This window comes from Roseateles terrae (genome assembly GCF_014192155.1).
Lineage (GTDB): Bacteria > Pseudomonadota > Gammaproteobacteria > Burkholderiales > Burkholderiaceae_C > Roseateles > Roseateles terrae.
In genome coordinates this window covers 142,706-164,199 of record NZ_JACHXO010000005.1, presented here as the reverse complement: position 1 = coordinate 164,199, position 21,494 = coordinate 142,706, and the positions used below count along the sequence as shown (strand labels likewise).

At 66.3% G+C, this 21,494-nt stretch carries 17 protein-coding genes; 4 read left to right on the top strand and 13 right to left on the bottom strand.

Translation table 11 applies throughout. The features are described from left to right. The first annotated feature begins 38 nt into the window (after positions 1–38). Positions 39–1,229, top strand: coding sequence for a glycerophosphodiester phosphodiesterase (locus tag FHS28_RS14855; protein ID WP_088452328.1), 1,191 nt, complete (start codon positions 39–41; stop codon positions 1,227–1,229). Between the two features lie 346 nt (positions 1,230–1,575). Beyond that, positions 1,576–2,703: an ABC transporter substrate-binding protein gene (locus FHS28_RS14850; RefSeq protein WP_088451817.1), complete on the top strand. Its 1,128-nt coding sequence runs from the start codon at positions 1,576–1,578 to the stop codon at positions 2,701–2,703. Between the two features lie 77 nt (positions 2,704–2,780). Here FHS28_RS14850 and FHS28_RS14845 read toward each other — a convergent pair whose 3' ends face one another. The 5 genes from FHS28_RS14845 to FHS28_RS14825 all read right to left on the bottom strand — a co-directional run bounded on the left by FHS28_RS14845 (position 2,781) and on the right by FHS28_RS14825 (position 8,023). Continuing rightward, complete coding sequence (locus tag FHS28_RS14845) at positions 2,781–4,688, bottom strand: bifunctional diguanylate cyclase/phosphodiesterase (RefSeq protein WP_088451815.1); 1,908 nt, start codon at positions 4,686–4,688, stop codon at positions 2,781–2,783. 21 nt (positions 4,689–4,709) lie between these two features. Further along, entirely contained in the window at positions 4,710–5,132 is a 423-nt protein-coding gene (locus FHS28_RS14840; protein ID WP_088451813.1) for a response regulator, read from the bottom strand. Positions 5,133–5,394: 262 nt separating this feature from the next. Beyond that, positions 5,395–6,897, bottom strand: a complete 1,503-nt coding sequence (locus FHS28_RS24655) for a PA domain-containing protein (RefSeq protein ID WP_088452325.1) — start codon at positions 6,895–6,897, stop codon at positions 5,395–5,397. 5 nt (positions 6,898–6,902) lie between these two features. Further along, positions 6,903–7,352: a post-PEP-CTERM-1 domain-containing protein gene (locus tag FHS28_RS14830; RefSeq protein WP_088451811.1), complete on the bottom strand. Its 450-nt coding sequence runs from the start codon at positions 7,350–7,352 to the stop codon at positions 6,903–6,905. Between the two features lie 26 nt (positions 7,353–7,378). Next, positions 7,379–8,023, bottom strand: a complete 645-nt coding sequence (locus FHS28_RS14825; RefSeq protein WP_184294943.1) for a choice-of-anchor J family PEP-CTERM protein — start codon at positions 8,021–8,023, stop codon at positions 7,379–7,381. 581 nt (positions 8,024–8,604) lie between these two features. Here FHS28_RS14825 and FHS28_RS14820 point away from each other — a divergent pair. After that, positions 8,605–9,162 (top strand): Csu type fimbrial protein, encoded by a 558-nt coding sequence (locus FHS28_RS14820; RefSeq protein WP_221193988.1) that lies wholly within the window; start codon positions 8,605–8,607, stop codon positions 9,160–9,162. 69 nt (positions 9,163–9,231) lie between these two features. On the opposite strand, the gene FHS28_RS14815 is transcribed toward FHS28_RS14820, so the two are convergent. From FHS28_RS14815 to FHS28_RS14780, 8 genes are all read right to left on the bottom strand, one after another. Beyond that, on the bottom strand, positions 9,232–10,359 hold the full coding sequence (locus FHS28_RS14815; RefSeq protein ID WP_088451805.1) for an acyl-CoA dehydrogenase family protein: 1,128 nt from the start codon (positions 10,357–10,359) through the stop codon (positions 9,232–9,234). A gap of 12 nt (positions 10,360–10,371) precedes the next feature. After that, positions 10,372–11,040 carry an SDR family oxidoreductase gene (locus tag FHS28_RS14810; RefSeq protein ID WP_088451803.1) on the bottom strand — a complete coding sequence of 223 codons (669 nt, stop codon included), beginning with the start codon at positions 11,038–11,040 and terminating at the stop codon, positions 10,372–10,374. Further along, a complete protein-coding gene (locus FHS28_RS14805; RefSeq protein ID WP_088451801.1) occupies positions 11,040–12,218 on the bottom strand; it encodes an acetyl-CoA C-acyltransferase in 1,179 nt (392 codons plus the stop codon). Before FHS28_RS14805 ends, FHS28_RS14810 begins: the two co-directional genes overlap by 1 nt. A 54-nt stretch (positions 12,219–12,272) precedes the next feature. Then, the gene (aceK, locus tag FHS28_RS14800) at positions 12,273–14,090 is read right to left on the bottom strand and encodes a bifunctional isocitrate dehydrogenase kinase/phosphatase (RefSeq protein WP_088451799.1); all 1,818 of its coding nucleotides are present in this window, start codon (positions 14,088–14,090) and stop codon (positions 12,273–12,275) included. A 59-nt stretch (positions 14,091–14,149) separates the two neighbouring features. Next, positions 14,150–14,884 (bottom strand): carbonate dehydratase, encoded by a 735-nt coding sequence (can, locus tag FHS28_RS14795; RefSeq protein WP_088451797.1) that lies wholly within the window; start codon positions 14,882–14,884, stop codon positions 14,150–14,152. 57 nt (positions 14,885–14,941) lie between these two features. Beyond that, positions 14,942–16,120, bottom strand: coding sequence for an isovaleryl-CoA dehydrogenase (locus FHS28_RS14790; protein WP_088451795.1), 1,179 nt, complete (start codon positions 16,118–16,120; stop codon positions 14,942–14,944). A 255-nt stretch (positions 16,121–16,375) separates the two neighbouring features. Next, the gene (locus tag FHS28_RS14785) at positions 16,376–16,843 is read right to left on the bottom strand and encodes a cyanophycin metabolism-associated DUF1854 family protein (RefSeq protein WP_088451793.1); all 468 of its coding nucleotides are present in this window, start codon (positions 16,841–16,843) and stop codon (positions 16,376–16,378) included. 15 nt (positions 16,844–16,858) lie between these two features. Further along, positions 16,859–19,132 (bottom strand): cyanophycin metabolism-associated ABC transporter, encoded by a 2,274-nt coding sequence (locus FHS28_RS14780; protein ID WP_088451791.1) that lies wholly within the window; start codon positions 19,130–19,132, stop codon positions 16,859–16,861. A gap of 174 nt (positions 19,133–19,306) precedes the next feature. Here FHS28_RS14780 and FHS28_RS14775 point away from each other — a divergent pair, with 174 nt between their 5' ends. Further along, positions 19,307–21,484 carry a cyanophycin synthetase gene (locus tag FHS28_RS14775; RefSeq protein ID WP_088451789.1) on the top strand — a complete coding sequence of 726 codons (2,178 nt, stop codon included), beginning with the start codon at positions 19,307–19,309 and terminating at the stop codon, positions 21,482–21,484. The last annotated feature ends 10 nt before the right edge of the window (positions 21,485–21,494 follow it).

Genomic DNA, 21,494 nt, shown 5'->3' with positions numbered 1-21,494 from the left:
CCCTCGCGGCTCACATCATGAGGAGACCTCCCTTGAAGATGCTTCGTCTGATCCTGTCCGCTGCGCTGGCAGCGGCCACCCTCGGCACCGCCCTGCTGCCCGTGACCGCATCCGCCCATGGGCGCCCCGGCCCCGGCACTGCCCAGCCGCTGTTGATCGCCCACCGCGGCGCGTCCGGCTACGTGCCGGAGCACACCCTGGCGGCCTATTGGCTGGCCATCGAGCAGGGCGCCGACTTTGTCGAGCCGGATCTGGTCATCACCAAGGACGGCGTGCTGGTGGCCCGTCACGAAAACGCCATCGCCATCCTGAATGCCGACGGCACCGTGCGTGAAGCCACCACCGACGTGGCCGACCATCCGGAATTCGCCAGTCGCAAGACCACCAAGGTGATCGACGGCGTCAGCATCACCGGCTGGTTCACCGAAGACTTCACCCTGGCGGAACTCAAGACCCTTCGCGCCCGCGAGCGCATTCCAGCCATCCGCCCGGCCAACAGTCGCTTCAACGACATGTTTGAAGTGCCGACCTTCGAGGAAGTGCTACAGCTGGTACAGCAGGCCAACGACCGCCGCCGCGAGGAGGCCCGTGCCGACCGCGACGATCGCCGTGGCCGCCCGCATCGCGGCGTGCGCCCGATCGGGGTGTATCCGGAGACCAAGCATCCCAGCTACTTCGCCGGCACCGGCCAGCCGCTGGAAGAGCCGCTGGTCCGCATGCTCAACAAATACGGCTATCGGGATGCCGATTCGCCGGTGTTCATCCAGTCCTTCGAAGTGGGCAACCTGCGCAAACTCAAGCGCATGACCCGGGTGCCGCTGGTGCAGCTGATGGATGCGTCCGGCCGTCCTTATGACTTCGTGCTGAGCGGTGACACCCGCACCTATGCGGATCTCGCCAAGCCGGCCGGCCTGGCGGAAGTGGCGTCCTACGCCCGCGGTGTGGGCGTGAACACCGCCGTGATGATTCCGCTGGTCAGCGGCCGCCTGGGCACGCCGACCTCCTTCGTCAAGGACGCCCATGCCGCCGGCCTGATCGTGCACGGCTGGACCTTCCGCGCGGAAAACTACTTCCTGCCGAACGACTTCGACAGCAGCACGGATCCGACCGCGCTTGGTGACCTCTCCGGTCAGGTGCGCACCTTCCTGAATCTGGGGCTGGACGGTCTGTTCAGCGACCAGTCATTCCTGGCCCGCAAGGCGATCGACGCCTGGAAGGCAGCGCAGTAAGCCCCGCGGGAGGGGGCGCCAAGGCACTGCGCGCTCTCGCGTGTGCCCCAATGAGTGGTCCGACCCAGCCGATCAGACGCCACCAGTCCGATCGGCTTTTCTTTTTCTCACGCGGCACTGTGGCTGGATACGTCACGACCGGCAACCCAATCAGTTACGTTCGGACACGCTTGATACGGAGTTGTTCGAGGAGTGCGCGAACTACGACTCCATCAATTTTTTTGCTGGAAACAGCCTGTGAATTTGTTGGCGAGCAATGAAAAAAATCGAGGTCCGCACGTCTTAGGGCTATCCCCAATGTGAAAGGTTCCAGCAAGATAACGGCCCACGCTGTCACGGACCGTCCATGAAACGCCGCCAACTTCTTACACAGTTCTCCGCCCTGGTGGGCGCGAGCGCCCTGCCGGTGATGCCGGCCTTCGCCGACAACAACAAGATCGTGCTGGGTCAGTCCGCACCCTTGAGCGGTCCGGCCAAGGAACTGGGCGAGCAGTTCCGGGACGGCGCCCTGCTGGCGTTCGACCACACGAACCAACGGGGCGGCGTCAATGGTCGACGCATCGAGCTGCGCAGCCTGGACGACGGCTATGAGCCCGAGCGCTGCGCCGCCAACACCCGCAAGCTGCTGGACGATGGCGTGAACGCCCTGTTCGGCTACATCGGCACCCCGACCTCGCTGGCCGCCCTGCCGCTGGCCACCAATGCCAAGGTACCCTTCTTCGCGCCCTTCACCGGTGCCGAGGCTCTGCGGACCCCCTTCAACCGTTATGCCTTCCACGTGCGGGCGTCCTACAACGACGAGTGCGACGAAATCGTCCAGCAGCTCCAGTCGGTGGGCATCAAGAAAGTGGCGGTGTTCTACCAGAACGACGCCTATGGTCAGGCCGGCCTGAGCGGCATGCAGGCATCGCTCAAGAAACATGGCCTCGCACCGGTCGCCACCGCCACGGTCGAGCGCAACTCGGTCGACGTGGCCGCTGCGGTCAAGACCATCATGGCCGCCCAGCCGGAAGCCATCGTGCAGGTCAGCGCCTACATGTCCTGCGCGGCGTTCATCCGCCAGGCGCGTCATGCGATGTTCATGGGCAACTTCTACAACCTGTCCTTCGTCGGCGCTCAGGCGCTGGCCATGGAGCTGGGCAAGGATTCCCGCGGCGTGGTCGTCTCGCAGGTGGTGCCCTTCCCGTTCAGCGGCACCAATCCGCTGGCGCAGGAATACGCCAAGCTGGCCAAGGCGGCGAGCAAGGAGCTGAGCTACACCGGCATGGAAGGCTTCGTGGCGGCCAAGGTGCTGATCGAAGGCCTGCGCCGCGCCGGCAACAACCTGAACTCGGACAGCCTGATCAATGCGCTGGAAGGCATGCGTGAGTTCGATGCCGGCGGCTTCTTCGTCAGCTTCAGCGCTCAGAAGCACACGGGGTCCAAGTATGTGGACATGACCATCCTGACGGCGGACGGCAAGGTGCGCCGCTAAGGCTTGCAGGCGGGCGCCGGCACCGGCCCCCGCCCTGCGTGGGGGCCCTCGCCCGACACGCCCCCCTCTCTGACATCTCAGGCCGCAGCGGCCCAGTCTCTGGCATCCGCTTCAGACGCGGCCCGTAGCTGCGACGGCTGGATCACCTGAATCCGGCCCTTGCCGCGCCGCTTGGCTTCATACATCACCTCGTCGGCGGCGCGCAGCAGGTCGCGCCCCTCATCGCCGCCACTGCCGATCACCGCGCCAATGCTGGCGTTCACCGACACCGACTCGCCGTTGTCGAGCTGGATCCGCCGCTGGATCGAGAACAGCACCCGCTGCAGCAATTGCTCCGCATCCTGCTGCCGCGACAGACCCGGTAGCAGGATGGCGAATTCATCGCCGCCCATGCGGGCCACCACATCCTTGTTGCGCACCAGTTCCTGCAGGCGCCGCGCCACCTGACGCAGCACCTCATCCCCGGCATCGTGACCGTAGCGGTCGTTGACCGGCTTGAAGCCGTCCAGATCCAGATAACACAGCGTGAAGCCGTCGCCATGGCGGCGAGCCTGCAGCAGCGTGTCGGCCAGACGCTCTTCCAGCATCCGCCGGTTGGGCAGGTCGGTCAGTGCGTCGCGGGTGGCCTGCTGCTGGGCGCTTTCTTCGCTGCGCTTGAGCTTGTCGATGTCCACCAGCATCCACAGCGATTCGGTGGTCGACATGACCATGCCGCTCACATCCACCCAGAAGGCGCTGCCGTCCTTGCGGCGCATCGGCAGCTGCACGCGATACGACTCTCCGGCGCGGATGGCCGCCGAGCCGATGGTGGCCACGCGGAGGTGATCCTCGTCGGTGAGGAACAGCAGGCGGGACGCATGATCCTGCAGCTCACCGGCGTCATAGCCGAACATGCGCTCCAGCGCCGGATTGCACCAGACGGCCTTGCCGTCCTGCAGCCGCACCATGCCGATCAGGTCGTTCTGCAACATCATCTGCTGCTGCTGGGCCAGGTGGGCCAACGCCGCCTGATGCCGCTGCACCGTGCGCTGATGGCGATGGATCAGCCAGGAGGCGCCGGCCACGGCCACCGCCACGAGTGCGGTCAACAGCGACTGCTGCCAGACCTGGCGCCACCACGACGCGAGATAGTCCTGGCTGCTGATGCCGGTGAAGACGATCACCGGATAACGCGCCAGCCGCCGGTACGCGGTGATGCGCTCGACGTTGTCCAGCGCCACATGCGAGCGGTAGACCCCATGGTCCGGATGGGTGCTCAGGCTGTGGAGCATGGCGGGAGACAGGTTGCGGGCGCCGAAGCCCCGCGTGGTGCCAGGCTCACCCGCCGAATATCGGGCGACGAGGTTCAGGCTGTCGGTACGCAGGCTTACGGCGCCGGAAGTGCCCAGGGCCAGCTGGCCGAAGCGCTCGACAAAATGACGGGACGACACGACCGCGAAGGTGATGCCGGCAAACTGGCCGTCATGGTTGATCAGCCGCCGCGCCAGCACGATGCACCACTGGCCGTCGTAGCGGCTTTGCAGCGGCTCGGACACGATCATGTCGGCGCTCATCATCGCCTGCGCAAAGTAGGGGCGGTCGAAGACGTTGATCGGCTTCTCCCCCGCGCCATCACCGGCGATGACATGGCCGTAGATGTCGGTGATGCTGAGGGAATCCACCTGCGGCAGCAGGCTTTCCTGCTCGTCCAGAATGCGCATCAGCGAGTCTTCATGCTCGCGGGACAGGCGGGCACTGCGGAATCGCAGCGCGATGGTGGACAGCGCATTGTCGGCATTGCGCAGCTCCGCCCCGATCTCCACGCTCAGGCTCTGCGCGAGGTTGTCGGTGGTCTGGCTGGCGCGCTCCTCTTCCGAGCGCCACTGTGAGCGCAGGCTGAACACGGTCATCGCGATCAGCGCCGCAATCACCAGCACATTGCCCAGCACCAGCCATGCCGTCATGCGGCTGGGCCATTGGCGGAACAGAGGATGCATCTTGGGCATGGACGGTCTCCTTGAAACCTGTCAGCCGTTGGCCACGGCACGGTGGGCGACGTCGTGGAACATCAGGCCCAGCTGCGCCGCCGTGCGGTGCGCCAGATCCCGCAGGTCGAGCAGCAGTTGCTCGAAGTCAAAGGCTTTGTCGTAGAAGGCATTGGCGCCCAAGGCGACGCACTGGGCGGCGATGCTGCCTCGGTCGGTCGCGCTGAGCACGAACACCTGGCCGGTGAACTGCAGACGGCGCAGCCGGCTGAGCACGGACAGACCCGAGCCCGGGGCCAGATGCAGGTCCAGCAGCACGACCGCCGGCCGGCTGGCCATCACGGCCGCCACGGCTTCATCTTCGCTGGAGGCCTGCGCGACCACGGTCACGCCGGCTTCATGTTCCGCGCGTTTGACCAGCAGTCGGCGCACGGGCAGGGAATCCTCGACAACAGCAATTTTCATGGGGGAGATCGTCGCGCGTTGAGCGTTCCGGAGCCATGCGAATCGCGCCGTTTCGGCTGAGGTCGAGTTGCCTCAGGCAGCTGTAGGGCATCGACGGACAGGCTTTCGAACACACGGCCGTCCTTCTCCCTCCCCGGGGGATCCGTACGCTGAACGCCAATGAAACAAGGGCCCGGTGCATGTGCACGGGGCCCTGGAGAGACGGGTGCTGCGGGAGCACCCGGAAGGTCGGCCGCCGCAGGAGCGGCCGATCAACAGCGGCTTACCAGCCGATGTCCTTCAGCAGCGGGTAGGTCAGGTCCTTCGGGGGGACCAGCACGGTGCCCAGGTCGGCATTGATGTTGGGTTCCATCAGCAGGTTGGGCACGGCCGACACATCCCAGTGCGACACGGACGAACCGGACGCCAGCACCGACGGGGTGTAGAGCAGCGGACGGCCGCGGGCATCCGCACCGGCGCGGCGGCTCGGGTCGGTGGTCAGCGAGGCGGAGACCAGGCCCGGGCTCCGGCGGGTGCCGTAAGCCACGGCTGCCGTCACCGCGGACTTCAGCGTGGCGCCATCCGTCTGCGAGACGCTGATGGTCGGGATGACCACCGTCGGATCGCTGCCGCCCAGGCCAGGCGCTGCGCCCCCGGTATTGTTGGCGATGATCACGCCAATGGCGCCGGCGTTCTGCGCGTTCTTGGCTTTCACCGCGAAGCCGCAGGTGCCGCGATCAATGATCGCAACCTTGCCCGTCACGGCCGTGCTGGTGGCCCCATCAAAGGGCAGGCAACCGCTGCCGTTGACCAGGTCGGTCGGCACCACTGCCAGTGCACCCAGGCTCAGGCCGCTGGACACCGCGGGTCCGAAGGAGGCGGTGTTGTAGGCGTAGAACCCCGAGTAGCCGGGTGCCGAGGTGGCGACCTTGAGCACCGGCAGCGGCGTCAGGGTGGTGGCAGCACCGGAGACGGCCTGCGGGCCGATCCAGGCCAGGCCCAGCGCGTTGGTCGTGGAGACCTTGCGTTCGGCGCTGGTCATGTCCAGCCAGGTCTTCCCGGCCGTGTTGTCATACATGTACTGTTCCCAGACGCTGGGCAGACCGCCGCTGGCCTGGTAGGCCGAGCCGTCCGCATTCAGCCGGTAGCCGACGGCGCTCGAGACGCTGCCGGTGTAGACCGTCAGCACCGAGAAGCCCAGGCCGTGGCCCAGTTCATGCAGCAGGGTTTCGACAAAGTTCACCGCGTCGCCGGCTTTGCCGTCCACGCCCAGGTAGAACGGGCTGCCGTCCAGGCAATCGCTCTTGCCCAGGTTCACGTTGAACTGGGTCTTGATGTCCACATTGCCGAAGCCGCTGCCGTCATCGGGCACACCGGCCGACAGGTTGGTGCCGGCCAGCTTGTTGGCCAGGGCCTGGGGATACCAGGTGCCGGGCTTGCCGCCGGGGAAGTCGTGCCAGATGTTCCAGGCGCCGGCGCTGCCCAGGGTGGCGCTGGAGGCCGTGCAGGTCAGGGCTTCCCAGCCGGCGTTGACGGTGATGGTCACGTCGGTGGTCAGCTGCTTTTCCCAGATGTCCGCCACATAGCGGTAGACATACATGCGCTGCTCACCCAGCGTCGTGCCGGGGTTGCCGCCGACCGGGGCGACCGGCGTGGGGTCATTGAAGCCGACACCGGCCGGGTCGCGGCTCTGGATGGTGATGGTGGCAGCCTGGCTGGCACCGGCGGCGCACAGGGCGGCCAGCAGGGTGGCGCGCACGGCGAGGGTCTTGATGCGTGTGTCCATGGTGCTCACTTGGTCGGGAGTTCGGCCTTGGCGGTGAAGCCCTTGGCAACGGCGGCGTCTGCTTCCTGCTTGGACGGGAAGCACTGTTCTTCCAGCGTGCCGTCGGCACGACGGACCATGACCGAGTAGGACTGCATGTCATCGGTCAGGCGCACACCGGTGGCGCCGGTGGCATGACGCTTGAGCTGCGGCGTGGCGGCCACGGCGCGCAAGGTCAGCATCCGCTTGTTGGCGCGCAGCGATTGCAGGGCATCGCGCTCTTCATTGGTCGCCGCACGCAGCTTGCCGGTTTCGGCATCGCGCACCACCACCAGGGTGTCCTGCGGGGTTTCGGTGACTGCGAGGCGACCGGTGGCGGCAGCGGTGTCGGCCGATGTGTCAGCCGCCAAGGCACCCAGCGGCAGCAGAGCCGCGGCGGCGCACAAGGCGGTCAGGGAGAAGGTTCGATTCAGCATCTTCAGCTCCTGGAAGGAAGGCGCGCTCAGCGGGCCGAACGACGACGGCGGACAGCCACCAGGCCCACCAGGCCCAGGCCTGCCAGCGCAATGCTGGCGGGTTCCGGCACGGCGCTCACGCTCAGGTTGTCCACGCCCACGTAGTTGGCCTGGTCGGCCAGGCCGGTGTATTCAATGGCGAAGCGGCCGCTGGTGCCAGCGCCCAGGCTCGCCAGGTTCAGGCTGTACTTGGCCCACTCGCCACTGACGGTGACGGTGGTGTCCAGCACCAGGCTGGTCGGATTGCCGGAGGCGTCCAGCAGGCCGAAGGTCAGCTGGTCGAAATAACCATCCAGCACATCGGCCTTGGCCCAGAAGGTCACCACCACGTCGGTGGCGGTCGAGAAGACCGGCGTGATCAGCCAGCTGGCCAGATTGCCGCCCGCACCCGCGTTGTTGTAGTTGCTGGAGATGTAGGACTCCGGCGCGCCGCTCAGGGCGTTGAAGATCGTCTGATCGCCCTGCACCCACGGCGAGGTCAGGCCGGCAGGCGTACTCAGATTCAGGATGGTCCATCCCGAAGACGGCAGGTTGGCGACGTTGTCGAATCCCTCGCTGATGAGGGTGGCGTCGGCGTGGGCGGATGCCATGGCACCCACCAGCGCCACTGCCGCGCAGGCTTGCTTGAACATTGCAGGTCCTTCTGGAGAAAGCGGTGGGATATCCACCCCGGCTGTTGGAGACACGCTCGCCGTCATGCGGTTCGCGTCAAGAGTCCGATGGGCGGTCCGACTGCCCCGCCCCTGGGCTGGCTGATTGTGTGACGAGGTTCACGAATCGCCAGCCTTGGGAAACGCGACCTCCCCCCTGGTCGAAGGGGTAGTTGTTTCCCTAATCCTCCCTGCAGCGTCATCACGACGGCATGGAAAGTGGCTTGGAATCGGGGGAATCGACGGGCCGATGGCGGCGGCGGCCCGGGGCCGTCCTGGCACGCACCGACCGGTTGTGGCGCGCTCGGTGAAAGTCCGGATGGCAAGCCCTGGCCCCTTCGACCGGGCCGTCTTCCCCTCTGCGCAAAGCGCCTTCGCGGAGCACGTTCGCGGGCAGGCGCGCCGCCTCAACCCTTCTGCGGACAGGGGCGGCGCTGCCCGACACCTGTCCGTGATCCGCCTACACCGCGCGCCGCACTCCCCGCACGTGCGCTTGAGAAGGCGCCGTCTGTTGGCCTGTGACCGTCGCCGGGAAGATGCGAGACATCCACAGGGAGCCATTCATGTCGAACGTTCGCACTGCCCGCCACCGCCCAACGACCCTCGCCACCCGCCTGATGCAAGGCTCGGTGCTGCTGGTGGGCCTGGGCCTGGTCTGCCTGGCGCGTCAGGCCGATGCCGCCACGCCGGTGACAGCGACCTTCCCGGTGACCGCCACGGTCACCAGTGCCTGTACGGTGTCCGGCTCTTCGCTGAATTTCGGCAGCGCGATCGATCCCCTGTCGGTCTCGACGCCCCTGGACGCCACGTCCACCCTCACGGTGACCTGCTCCAGCACCACGCCCTACACCGTCTCGCTGAGCGCCGGCGCCAATGCGGGCGGCGCCAGCAACTTTGCCAGCCGCACGATGAAAAGCGGTTCTGACACGCTGGCTTATCAGCTCTACCTGGATTCCGGCCGGGCCACCGTCTGGGGCGACGGCACCGCGTCCAGCAGCGCCAAGAACGGCACCGGCACCGGCACGGCCCAGAGCCTGACCGTTTACGGCCGCCTGCCGTCGCTGGCGAACGTGGTGCCGGGCTCCTACACCGACACGGTGACGGTGACGATCAGCTATTGAGTCCGACGCCGACGGCCCTCCGTCTTCGGGCACTGTCCCGGCGCCGGTTCCAGCAGGTTCAGCCCAAGTTCACAGCGCCCGGCCGATGAGGATCTTCTGAACCTCCGAGGTGCCCTCGTAGATCTGAGTCACCCGCACATCACGGTAGATGCGCTCCACCGGGAAGTCGCTCACATAGCCGTAGCCGCCATGCACCTGGATGGCGGCCGAACAGACCTTCTCCGCCATTTCGCTGGCAAACAGCTTGGCCATCGCCGCTTCCTTCAGACAGGGCTGGCCGGCATCCTTCAGGCTGGCGGCATGCCAGATCAGCTGACGCGCGGCTTCGATCTGCGTCGCCATGTCGGCCAGCTTGTGCTGGATGACCTGGTGCTCGAAGATCGGCACACCGAAGGCCACCCGCTCGCGGCTGTACTTCAAGGCTGCATCAAATGCCGCTCGCGCCATGCCGACCGATTGCGACGCGATGCCGATGCGGCCGCCCTCCAGGCCAGACAAGGCGATCCTGAGCCCCTGCCCTTCCTCGCCCAGCCGGTTGGCCGCGGGCACCCGGCAGTTCTCGAAGAGGATCTGCGCCGTGTCGCTGGCATGCTGGCCCATCTTGTCCTCGACCCGCGCCACGGTGTAGCCCGGCGTGCGAGTGGGCACCAGGAAGGCGCTGATGCCCTTCTTGCCGGCGGCCTTGTCGGTCACCGCCATGACGATCGCGACATCGCCGTTCTTGCCGCTGGTGATGAACTGCTTCACCCCGTTCAGCACGTAATCGTCGCCGTCGCGCACCGCAGTGGTCCGCAGGCCTCCGGCTTCCGAGCCCACATGGGGTTCGGTCAGGCAGAAGGCACCGAGCATGTCGCCCCGGGCCAGCGGCTTGAGAAAGCGTTCCTTCTGGTCTTCGTTGCCGAAGGCCATCAGGATGCTGCACACCGGGCAGTTGTTGACGCTCACCACGGTGGAGGTGGCGCCGTCGCCAGCCGCGATTTCTTCCAGGATCACCGCCAGCGCGAGGTAGTCCAGGCCTGCGCCGTCGTAGTCGGTGGGAACGGCCACGCCATAGCAGCCCAGCGCCGCCAGGCCCTTGAGGGCTTCGGCGGGGAACTGATGGGTCTTGTCCCAGTCGGCCGCGAACGGCGTGATCTGGTCCTGCACAAAGGCGCGGACGGCGTCCTGGACGGCGCGATGGTCTTCAGAGAGCAACATGGATCAGCGTCCTCACCAGGGCAGCGGCTTGCCGTCGTAATTGAAGAAGGCGCCGTTGTCGGCAGCCGTCAGACCGTCCAGCACCTGGCGCAGGCTGGCGGCGCTGGTGGCCACATCGATGTCGGCCTCCTGGCCGCCCATGTCGGTCTTCACCCAGCCCGGGTGCAGGCTGACGCACAGGGCGCGGCCCTCCAGGGCCAGCGCCATGTCCTTCATCACCGAATTGGCGGCCGCCTTGGAGGCGCGATAGACCCAGCCGGCCGAATTGGCCCGCAGCGTCATCGAACCCATGCGCGAGGACAGGATGCCGATGCGGGCATCCGGTGCCAGCGCATCCAGCAGTTGCGGCAGCACCCGCATCGGGCCCAGCACATTGGTGTGCATCACGGCATCGAAGTCCGCCTGGCTGGGCGGCTGCAGGCCGATGGTGCGCGGCCCGTAGAGACCCGCCACATACATCACGCGGTTGAACTGGAAGCCGTCCAGCTGCCAGGCCAGGCCGGCGATGCTGGCCACGTCGGACACATCCAGCTTGATGGCAGTGGCGCCCAGCGCCCTCAGTCGCTGCAGGCTCTCTTCATCGCGGGCGGTGGCCACCACCTGGTCGCCGGAGGCGCGGTGTTGCCGCACCAGCTCCAGACCGATGCCGCGCGATGCGCCAATGATCAGCACCTGGGTCATCAGATCAGCTCCACGCCCACGGCGGTGGCTTCACCACCACCGATGCACAGCGCGGCCACGCCCCGCTTGAGCTGGCGATGCTTCAGGGCGCCCAGCAGGGTCACCAGGATGCGGGCGCCGGAGGCTCCGATCGGATGGCCCAGCGCCACCGCGCCGCCATTGACGTTGACGATCTCGTGGGGCAGCTTGAACTCGGCCATGGCCGCCATGGTCACGGCCGCGAAGGCTTCGTTCACTTCCCACAGGTCCACACTCTTGGCGTCCCACTGGTTCTTGGCCAGCAGCTTCTGGATGGCACCGACCGGGGCGGTGGTGAACCACTCCGGCGCATTGGCATGCACCGCGGTGCCGACGATGCGGGCTACCGGGGTCAGGCCGCGGGCGCGGGCGGTGGATTCACGCATCAGCACCAGGGCGGCCGCGCCGTCGCTGATGGAGGACGAGGTGGCAGCGGTGATGCTGCCGTCCTTCTTGAAGGCGGGCTTGAGGGTGGGGATCTTGTCCAGTTTGGCCTTGAACGGCTGCTCGTCGCGCGAAATGACGGTCTCGCCGCCCTTGCCCGCCAGGGTCACCGGGGCGATTTCCCAGGCGAAGCTGCCGTCTTCGTTCGCACGCTTGCTGCGCTCGGTGGAGGCGATGGCGAACTGGTCCTGCGCCTCGCGGCTGAACGCGTACTTGTCGACGCACTGCTCGGCGAACACGCCCATGGCCTTGCCGCGCTCGTAGGCGTCTTCCAGGCCGTCCAGGGCCATGTGGTCGTACATCTGCGCGGCGCCGTACTTCACGCCCTTGCGCGCGAACATCAGGTGCGGGGCGTTGGTCATCGACTCCATGCCGCCCGCGACCAGCACATCGGCGCTTTCGGCCTTGAGCGTGTCGTGGGCAAACATGACGGCGCGCATGCCGGCGCCGCACATCTTGGACAGCGTCACCGCGCCCACCGACTGCGGCAGCCCGGCCTTGAGCACCGCCTGGCGTGCGGGCGCCTGGCCCTGACCGGCCATCAGGCAGTTGCCCATGAAGGTTTCATTGATCGCGTCACCGGGGATGCCGGCGCGCTCCACCGCGGCCTTGATGGCCACGGCGCCCAGTTCCCAGGCGGACAGCCCGGCGAAATCACCCAGCAGGCCGCCGATGGGGGTGCGGGCGGCGGACACGATGACGATGGGATCGGACATGAGAGTCTCCTTGGTTCAGCTTGTGAATCGGGGGTGGGCCGTGCGGGACGGCCCTTATTGAATCGGTAGTTCGCGGTGCTCCGGCTCCGGCGCCTGAGGCGTGGGTTCGGATGCCTGCACACGAAAGCGTTTGTGGGGATCGTAGGGAAACACGTCGTGCACATGGCCGGCGAGGATCCGCTGCTTGTGCGTCTGCCAGAAGGCGGGCTCCAGCAGGTCCGCATGGTGGGCCATGAAAGCTTCCCGCACCTCGCCGTGGCCCAGCAGGAACGGGCCGAAGGTTTCGGGGAACACGTCGTGCTTGCCGACCGGATACCAGACCTCGCCGGACATTTCGTCTTCTTCATTGCGCGGCGCGGGCACCTCGCGGAAGTTGCAGTCGGTCAGGTATTCGATTTCGTCGTAGTCGTAGAACACCACCTTGCCGTGGCGGGTGACACCGAAGTTCTTCCACAGCATGTCGCCGGGGAAGATGTTGGCGGCAACCAGGTCCTTGATGGCATTGCCGTATTCCACCACCGCATGCTCCAGCTGGGCCTTTGATGCCTCCTGCAGGTAGATGTTGAGCGGCACCATCCGGCGCTCGATGTAGAGGTGGTGGATGATCAGGTCGTCGCCGCTTTCTTCGATCAGGCTGGGGCAGAAGTGCATCAGCTCCGCCACCAGCTCATCCTCGAAGCGGTGGCGCGGGAAGGCGACGCGGGTGTATTCCAGCGTGTCGGCCATGCGGCCCACGCGGTCGTGCTGCTTCACCAGCAGGTACTTGCGCTGGATCTGCTCGCGGGTGGTGTCCTTCTGCGGCGGATAGAAGTCCTTGATCACCTTGAAGACGAAGGGATACGAGGGCAGGTCAAACACCAGCATCACCATGCCCTTGATGCCGGGCGCGATGCGGAACTTGTCCGAGCTGTGGCGCAGGTGGTTGAGGAAGTCGCGGTAGAAGAGGTTCTTGCCCTGCTTCTGCAGGCCGAGCGCGGAATAGATTTCCGAGCGGGGCTTGCGCGGCATCAGTGAGCGCAGGAACTGCACATAGGCGCTCGGCACTTCCATGTCCACCAGGAAATAGGCCCGGGCGAAGCTGAACAGCATCAGCAGGTCGTCTTCGCCGAATAGCGCGGCGTCGATGTAGAGCAGGCCGGGCTGCTCGGTGTCTTCCAGATGCAGGATCGGCAGGGCAAAGGCGGTCTCGGTGAAGCCGTTGACGATCTTGCCCACGATGTAGGCGCCCTTGTTCCGGTAGAACAGCGAGGACAGCACCTGCACCTGGAAGTTGGTGCGCCAGCGGAAGTTGCCGAGCTGGTGGCTGATGGCCTGCAGGACGCAATCGATGTCCCGGGCGAGGTCTTCGAACTCCAGATCCAGCTGGAAGTTCCAGACGATGCGCATGAAGGTGTCGCGCAGCGTGTCGTGCGAGGGGTAGTAGCAGCGGTAGGTGGGCTGCGCGGCGGGCTCGTCGTTCTCGATGTATTCGGTCGAGATGGCCGGCCGCACGAAGATGAAGTCGTTGTGGAAGTAGCTGTGGTGCAGCAACCGGGTGCAGACCGAATTGAAAAAAGTCTCCGCCAGTTCCGGCTGGCGGTGATTGGTCAGCAGGCCGATGTAGTGCAGCTTCACCTGCTGCCACACGTCGGTGGGCAGCGCGCTGGCCTGGTAACGCTGCTCCAGCAGGGTGACCGCTTCGTCCACCCGCAGGTCATAGAACTCGATCCGCTCCCGCTGCGCCCGCTGCTGGCCTCGCCAGTCGGCCTGCTCGAAACGCTGCTTGGCGCTGGCGCTGGCGGCGCGGAACAGGCGATAGTGCTTGTTGAAGCCCTCCAGCAGGGCCATCGCGATCTGGAAAGCGCGGGGGTCGGTCAGTTCATGAGGAAACATGGGCCTGCCTGCTGGTGGGGGCGCGGGGGAGCGCGGGGATCCGGTCGGTGCCGGCGACTTCAGCCCTGCGGCGTCGCCGATGCGGGGGCGGAGACGGGCGCCGGGGTTGATGCCGGGCGTCCGGTTCCTCGCGCAGCTTCGTAACGCTGATGCAGGGCCGCGAGCGCGCGGCGGTAGGCCGGGGTGACGTCGTCCGCATGGGCGGCCGACACGCTGAGATCCTTGAGCAAGCCGTTGTGCAGGCCATAGACCCAGCCGTGCACGGTGACCGACTGACCGCGGGCCCAGGCGTCCTGCACCACCGTGGTCTGGCAGGCGTTGCGGGCCTGCTCCAGCACGTTCAGCTCGCACAGCGCATTGACGCGCTGGTCTTCCGGCAGCTGGTCCAGCCAGTCCTGGTGATGATTGCGCACGTCCTGCACATGGCGCAGCCAGTTGTCCACGAGCCCGACCCGCAGGTCCTGCAGCGCGGCGCGCACGCCGCCGCAGTTGCTGTGGCCAACGATGATGATGTGGCGCACCTTCAGCTCATCCACCGCAAACTGCATCACCGAGAGGCAGTTCAGGTCGGAGTGCACCACCACGTTGGCCACGTTGCGATGCACGAACAGCTCACCCGGCAGCAGGTCCACCAGCTCATTGGCGGGGACGCGGCTGTCGGCACAGCCGATCCACAGATACTGGGGTGTCTGCTGCTTGAGCAGGCGGGAGAAGAACCCGGGGGTGTCGTCTTCCGTCTGCGCCGCCCAACGTTTGTTGTTGTTCAGCAGGTCTTGGAGTTCATTCGTGCTCATGGGTCCGATTTTGTCACCGGCGGCCGGGGCCGGCCTTCGCCGACCTGGCAGCGACCCTTACATCGTCTCGGCGAACAGCTCGCGGCCGATCAGCATGCGCCGGATCTCGGAGGTGCCCGCCCCGATTTCGTAAAGCTTGGCGTCACGCCAGAGCCGGCCCAGCGGATATTCGTTGATGTAGCCGTTGCCACCGAAGATCTGGATGCCTTCGCCGGCCATCCAGGTGGCTTTTTCGGCGCACCAGAGGATGACGGAGGCGCAGTCCTTGCGCACCTGGCGCACATGGGCGCCGTCGAGTGCGTCCAGGTTCTTGCCAACGGTGTAGCAGAACGCGCGTGCGGCCTGCAGCACCGTGTACATGTCGGCCATCTTGCCCTGGATCAGCTGGAATTCACCGATGCTCTGGCCGAACTGCTTGCGGTCGTGGATGTAAGGGATGACGTTGTCCATCACCGCCTGCATGATGCCGATGGGACCGGCGGCCAGGACGGCGCGCTCATAGTCCAGGCCCGACATCAGCACCTTGGTGCCACCGCCGACGGTGCCCAGCACGTTCTCGGCCGGCACTTCCACGTCCTTGAACACCAGCTCGCCGGTGTGGCTGCCGCGCATGCCCAGCTTGTCGAGCTTCTGGGCGATGGAGAAGCCCTTCATGCCCTTCTCGATCAGGAAGGCGGTCATGCCGCGGGCGCCGAGTTCGGGTTCAGTCTTGGCGTAGACCACCAGGGTGTCGGCATCGGGGCCGTTGGTGATCCACATCTTGTTGCCGTTGAGGACGTAATACCCGCCCTTGTCATCGGCGCGCAGCTTCATGCTGACGACGTCGGAGCCGGCGCCCGGTTCGCTCATGGCCAGCGCACCGACATGTTCACCGCTGATGAGCTTGGGCAGGTATTTGCGCTTCTGGGCCTCGGTGCCGTTGCGCTTGATCTGGTTGACGCACAGGTTGCTGTGGGCGCCGTAGCTCAGGCCCACGGAGGCCGAGGCGCGGCTGATTTCTTCCATCGCGACCATGTGGGCCAGGTAGCCCATGCCGGCGCCGCCGAATTCCTCGGGGACGGTGATGCCGAGAACACCGAGATCGCCCATCTTGCGCCACAGGTCCATGGGGAACTGGTCGCTGCGGTCGATCTCGGCGGCGCGGGGGGCGATTTCCGCATCGGCGAAGGCGCGGACGGTGTCGCGCAGGGCTTCGATGTCTTCGCCAAGGAAAAAGTTCAGGCCAGGCAGGTTCATCCAGATGTCTCCTCGACCGCCTCTGCCCGGTCGAGGGCGGCCGGGCAGGACAGATTCTTTGATGGTTCGAGCGTGCGGTCACTGCCGGACCCGTGCCGCTCACCACCGCGGGAAAACCCTCGTATTGGCTGACGTGCACGGCATGGCATTGACGTTCACGTCAATTCTAAGGTGAGCGAGGGCCGGTTGGGGGTAGCGCAGAAATACTTAAAGGGTGAGGGCTTGCCGCCGTGTGCACCGCACCCGGAGGGGTGCTTACAAGAACCGCTCCAGCAGCTTCTTCGACCCGCGATCCATCGCAAACCGGTCCGGCACCAGGAAATGGATGCCATGGCTGCTCGCAATCAGCAGCCGGCCTTCGCCCAGTCGCCGGATGTCCTCTTCGCTCTTGAGAATGAAGCTGGTCGGGCCGCGGTCGGTCTCCACCGTCCACTCGCTCGGCGTCGAGAACGTGGACACGCTCACCACCCGCTCCACCGTCGGCATCATCTCGCGGCTGGCGAATTCCTCCTGCAGCAGGCTGCGCACCGCCTCGGGCTGGCGATCCAGGTGGTCGATCCAGGCGATCTCGTGCCCGTCCTCCCCCACCAGCGCAATGCCTTCGTCAGGCGCGCTCAGCGGATGGGCCCGCACCGGCGTCACGTTGTCATGGATGCGGCCCTGCAGGTCCACCAGTTGCAGGCGGCCGAAGGCATTGCGGACCAGATGTTGAATGTTGCTCATCAAAAACTCCTGGCCTCAGGCGTTGGCGGTGTGGGCATTGGCATTGGGCGGCACCACGACCACCCCTTCCTCCGCCTCCTGATCCACCCGGCGCGCCTGCGCCTCCCACAGTCGCCAGTAGGCGCCCTGCTTGGCGATCAACTCGTCGTGCGGGCCCACTTCCACGATCTCGCCGCGGTCCATCACCACCAGGCGGTCCGCCTTGCGCAGCGTGGACAACCGGTGGGCGATGGCAATCGTCGTGCGGCCGCGCACCAGGTTGTCCAGCGCCTTCTGGATTTCCTTCTCGGTCTCGGTATCCACCGCCGAGGTGGCTTCGTCCATGATCAGGATGCGGGGATCGATCAGCAGCGCACGCGCAATCGAGATGCGCTGGCGCTCACCGCCCGACAAGCCCTGGCCCCGCTCGCCCACCAGCGAGTCATAGCCTTGCGGCAGGCGCAGGATGAATTCATGCGCATGGGCGGCACGCGCGGCGGCCACGATTTCCTCGCGGGTCGCGTCCGGCTTGCCGTAGGCGATGTTCTCCGCAATGGTGCCGAAGAACAGGAACGGCTCCTGCAGCACCAGACCGATATGGCGACGGAAGTCGGAGAGGCGGAAGCGCCGCAGGTCCACGCCATCCACCTTGATGGCGCCCTCGGTGACGTCATAGAACCGGCAGATCAGGTTGACCAGCGTGCTCTTGCCGGAGCCGCTGTGGCCCACCAGGCCGATCATCTCGCCGGGCTTGATCTCCAGGTTCAGGTCGCGGATGACGGTTCGGTTGCCATACCGGAAGCCGATGTCCTGCAGCGTGATGCCACCTTCCACCCGCTCCAGCTTCACCGGGTTGGTGGGCTCGGGCACGTTGGACTGATGGTCCAGGATGTCGAAGATGCGCTTGGCACCGGCGGCGGCCTTCTGCGTCACCGACACGATGCGGCTCATCGAATCCAGCCGTCCGTAGAAACGTCCGATGTACGCCAGGAAGGCGGTCAGGGTACCGACGGTGATCTGCGAATGGGCGATCAGGTAGATGCCGAAGGCCCACACCACCAGCAGGCCGATCTCGGTCAGCAGCGCGACGGTCGGCGAGAAGAGGCTCCAGGTCTTGTTCAGCCGGTCGTTGACCGCCAGGTTGTGGTCGTTGGCCTGCTTGAAGCGCTGGGCCTCCCGGCGCTCCTGTGCAAAGGCCTTCACCACCCGGATGCCGGGAATGGTGTCGGCCAGCACCGACGTGACCTCACCCCACACCCGGTCGATCTTCTCGAAACCGGTCCGCAGCCGGTCCCGCACCAGATGGATCATCCAGGCGATGAAAGGCAGCGGCACCAGGGTGGCCAGCGCCAGCCAGGGATTGGTGCTGAACAGGATCACCGTGATCATGCCCAGCATCAGGCAGTCGGTGATGAAGTCCAGCGCATGCAGCGATAGGAACACACTGATTCGGTCGGTTTCCGAACCGATGCGGCTCATCAGGTCGCCGGTGCGCTTGGAACCGAAATATTCCAGCGACAGGCCCAGCAGGTGCTGAAAGGTCGCCGTGCGCAAATCGGCGGCAATTCGTTCCGACACCAGCGCCAGGATGTAGGTTTTGGCCCAGCCCAGCACCCAGGACACCAGCGCCGCCCCGAAGAGGCCGCTGAGGTAGAGCATCACCAGACCCGGATCGATCTGCTGCCCCTGCTGGAAGGGGATCAGCACCTTGTCCATCAGCGGCATGGTCAGGTAGGGCGCCACCAGCGTGGCGCCGGTCGCCCCCATCATCAGCAGGAAACCGAGCAACAACTGGCCCTGATACGGCCGGGCGAAGCGCCACAGACGCAGCAGCACCCAGGTGGACGGCGGCGTGTGCAGCTCGCGGGCGCAGCTCGGGCATTCCTCGCTGTCCTCCGGAAGTACCGCCTGGCAGCTGGGGCACAGCTCGGGTTCGTCGCTCTGCGCACGAACCGGCTCGGCCCGGGTGTTGAAAGCGTCCTGGAAGCGCTGGGCCTGCAGGTTGGCGCGCATGGTGAAGCGCCACTGCGCCAGGCGGCCCTGGCCGTCGGTCAGCTCCAGCAGACCGACGCCGGCATGGTCGCTCAGCAGCAGGCGCAGAGACGGGGCCAGGGGCCATTCCTGGAACGCACCGCCGGGCTCCGCGGCCAGCAGGCGCTGATCCGTGAGTTGCAGCACGCCCGAAGAAAAGCGCAATTGGGTGTCGAGGTCAACCTCCAGCGTGGCCCGGACGTTTTCGCCAGGGTGCAGTCGCGCTTGAAGTGCCTCCGCCGCCGGACTGGCCGAAACGACAGGATGTGAATGCTGCATTTGTGATTGTTCTGAGGAAATGACCGTAACGGTATGGCAGGATTTTCTCCCAAGGAAACTGTTCAGGACCGTCCGCGGTTGACCCCGGCCCGCGAAGCCCCGGTTTCTTGAGCGCACAATTGCGCTTTGCATCCTCTTCCGGTAGCCGGTCCCCCCTTCCACGTCTCCCCCCAAATGAGCCGACACGACGACATCAAGCTCCTGCGCATCAACTACCTGCGCGGCCCCAACATGTGGACCTATCGCCCGGTGCTGGAAACCTGGCTGGACCTCGGGGACCTGGAAAACCATCCCTCCCACCTGCTGCCCGGTTTCACCGAGCGGCTCACCCAGCGCCTGCCGGCCCTGGTGGAACATCACTGCGGTGTCGGCGAGCGCGGCGGTTTCCTGCAGCGCCTGACCGAAGGCACCTGGATGGGCCATGTGATGGAGCATGTGGTCATCGAGCTGCTGAACCTGGCGGGCATGCCCACGGGCTTCGGCCAGACCCGCTCCACCAGCCAGACCGGCGTCTACCGCATGGTCTTCCGCGCCCGGGACGAGCAGGTCGCTCGTGAGGCCCTGGCGCAGGGCCATGCGCTGCTGATGGCCACCATCAACGACCAGCCCTTCGATGTGGACGCCGCTGTACACGCCATCCGGGACAAGCTGGACGACTGCTACCTCGGCCCCTCTACCGCCGCCATCGTGGCCGCCGCCACCGACCGCCGCATTCCCCACATCCGCCTGAACGACGGCAACCTGGTCCAGCTGGGCTACGGCGGCCGTCAGCGCCGTATCTGGACGGCCGAGACGGACATGACCAGCGCCATTGCCGAAGGCATTGCGCGGGACAAGGACCTGACGAAGGACCTGCTCAAGTCGGTCGGCGTGCCGGTGCCCGCCGGCCAGGCGGTCAAGACGGCCGAACAGGCCTGGGACGTGGCCCAGGATTTGGGCCTGCCGGTGGTGATCAAGCCGTCGGACGGCAACCACGGCCGTGGTGTCACCCTGGACCTGCGCCGCCAGCCGGACGTGGAAGCGGCCTTCCATCTGGCCGACGCCGAAGGCTCGGAAGTGTTGGTTGAAAGCTACATTCCGGGCATGGAACACCGGCTGCTGGTCGTTGGTGGTCAGGTGGTCGCCGCCGCCCGCGGAGAAGAAGCGTGGATCACCGGCGACGGCACCCACACCGTCATCGAGCTGATCGACCTGCAGATCAACACCGATCCGCGCCGCGGCCTGACCGAAGATTTCCCGCTCAACCGCATCGACATCCGCGAAGACGCGGTGGTGCTGCTGGAGCTGCAGCGCCAGGGCCTGACCGGCGATGGCATCCCTGAAGCCGGCCGCCGGGTGCTGATCCAGCGCAACGGCAACGTGGCCATCGACTGCACCGCGCAGGTCCATCCGGAAGTCGCGCACGCCGTCTCCCTGGCGGCCCGCACCATCGGGCTGGACATCGCCGGCGTGGACCTGGTCACCAGCGACATCGGCAAGCCGCTGTCGGAAACGGGCGGCGCCATCGTCGAGGTCAATGCCGGTCCCGGCCTGCTGATGCACCTGAAGCCGGCCGAAGGCATGCCGCAGCCGGTGGGTCAGGCCATCATCGACCACCTGTTTGCCGAAGACGAAAACGGCCGCATCCCCATCGTCGGCGTGGCCGGCTCGAAGGGCACCTCGCAAGTCTCGCGCCTGGTGGCGTGGCTGCTGCACCTGAACGGCCGCCATGTGGGCCTGGCCTGTGGCGACGGCCTGTTCCTCGGCACCCGTCGCGTGGAACGCAAGCCCAGCGCTCACTGGGCCGCCAGCCACCGCCTGCTGATGAACCGCTCTGTGGATGCCATCGTGGTGGAAAACAGCGCCGGCATCATCCTCAGCGACGGTCTGGCCTATGACCGCTGCCAGGTCGGCGTGGTCACCGACATGGGCCGGGTGCCCGAACTGGACAACCACGACATCCAGACCGAAGACCAGCTCTACAAGGTGCTGCGCACCCAGGTGGACGTGGTGCTGGCCGACGGTGCCGCGGTGCTCAATGCCGACGAGCCGCGCCTGGTCGAGATGGCGCCGCTGTCCGATGGCGAAGTGCTCTTCTATGCGCTGGACGCCGGCAATGCCGCCCTCGTGGACCACCGCGCCAAGGAGGGCCGCTGCGTCTTCCTGCAGGGCGGTGCGGCGGTGCTGGCCCAGGGCAGCTCGGAAACCTCCGGCGCCAATGTGGACAGCCTGCGCGCCCGCTTTAAGGCCGCCGGCCAGGACGTGGCGGCGGACGCCGTGCTGGCCGCAGTCGCCACCGCCTGGGCCCTGGGCATCTCTCCCGAACTGATTGCGGCCGGTCTCGATACCTTCGTGCCCGAACTGCCCCACTAAAAGAACAGAC